This window comes from Haloarcula sp. CGMCC 1.2071 (genome assembly GCF_037078445.1).
GTDB classification, from domain to species: Archaea; Halobacteriota; Halobacteria; order Halobacteriales; family Haloarculaceae; genus Haloarcula; species Haloarcula amylolytica.
In genome coordinates this window covers 1-1,390 of the sequence record NZ_JAYMGY010000046.1, presented here as the reverse complement: position 1 = coordinate 1,390, position 1,390 = coordinate 1, and the positions used below count along the sequence as shown (strand labels likewise).

Here is a 1,390-nt window from a genome sequence, read left to right as displayed (position 1 = left end):
TCAGTACCTCACAAAGCGTCACCCACTAATCCGATCTGAGTCACTTCTTCTGTCTCGATGAGCCGTCTGTAGCGGTCGATCTTCGCTGAGGGTGGATGGAGCTGTCGCTGTCGGCGGCGATCAGCCGCCGACGCAACAGTGTTGCCACTCCCGAAGAGGCGTGCTCGATCGGTGATTATCGGTGGAACCGATCGTCAGGTGGCCTATTCGCGGGGACGGCCCGACGCACAGCGAGGGCCGTCCACGCTGCTCGGCACAGCATGTTGATGAACTCCTCGAACGACCAGGACCAGAGGCGACGCCCGCCACGGCGGGGCGTCGCCACATACTCCCAATGGAGATACCGCCAGACATTCTGTAAGAGTAGGCTCACCACGACGTACAACAGCCGTACGACCGGATTCTGCGTCGTAGTCGTCACGATACTTTGTTCGGAGAGTCGGTAGCTGGCCTCGATACCGAAGCGTTTCGAGTAGTGGTATCGAGCATCTCGTGGTGTTTCAATGAACGGCGCGTCAGCGGCGTAGCCGTGACGCGCCACTCCGTGTTCGTCGTACCGTCCGTTTTGATAGGTACAGTCGATGTAGACGGGAAACTCGACGGTCCAGCTATGACCGTCGAGTTTCCCCGTCAGCTCATGTTGGATGACGCGGCTCCACCCTTCCGAAAGTTCCTGCTTGATCGTCTTTCCCCACCGGACGATCGGCATCACGTACGCGTAGTTGTGAGCGTGAAGGAGCGTGAGACACTTGCTATCGTAGAATTCCCGGTCAAGATAGACGGCCTTGACGCTGAGGTCAAGGCCGTCGAGCAGACCAAGAAACTCAGCGAGGACACTGCTGGCGGTGTCACCGTCGACGAGACGGCTCACCGCCAGCGTGTATCGCTTATTCTTCACACGCGCGTAGAGTGTCGCATAGGCGTGGAATGCGGTGGTTCCACGCTTCGCTTCTGAGTGATAGAGACCATCTGTTTCGTCCTCGTCACCGTAGTAGGGCCGCAGGTGGAGGTCCATACAGACCTCCACCTGCTTGGGAAGAACCTCTAGAACGTCCTTCTGTAGGAGTGCGTTCCCGACTTGTTCAACCGACGTTAGGTCGAACTTCTCGCGGAGGTGGTACAGAATCGTGTTTTGATGAGGAGAGTCTTCACTGGTCTCACAGAGTTCAGATACCGAGGTCCCGTCGGCGCAAGCGCCGACGAGGACCTCGTAGATATCCTCAGCTTCAATTTCAGCATTGTCGCTGAGACCGAGATCAACTTCCTCGTCAAACGTGTTGACGAGGAAGTTAAGAAGCTGGTCCTCGTGGATTTCACCGTCTGCTTGCTTGGTATTGGACACACCTTCAGCAAGCAGACCTCTCAACTAACCGGCTTTGTGAAGTACTGA

General features: G+C 56.8%; 1 protein-coding gene. It reads right to left on the bottom strand.

The window, feature by feature from the left end:
• Positions 1–175: 175 nt before the first annotated feature.
• A complete protein-coding gene (locus VI234_RS21130; RefSeq protein ID WP_336331222.1) occupies positions 176–1,342 on the bottom strand; it encodes an ISH3 family transposase in 1,167 nt (388 codons plus the stop codon).
• Between the last annotated feature and the right edge of the window lie 48 nt (positions 1,343–1,390).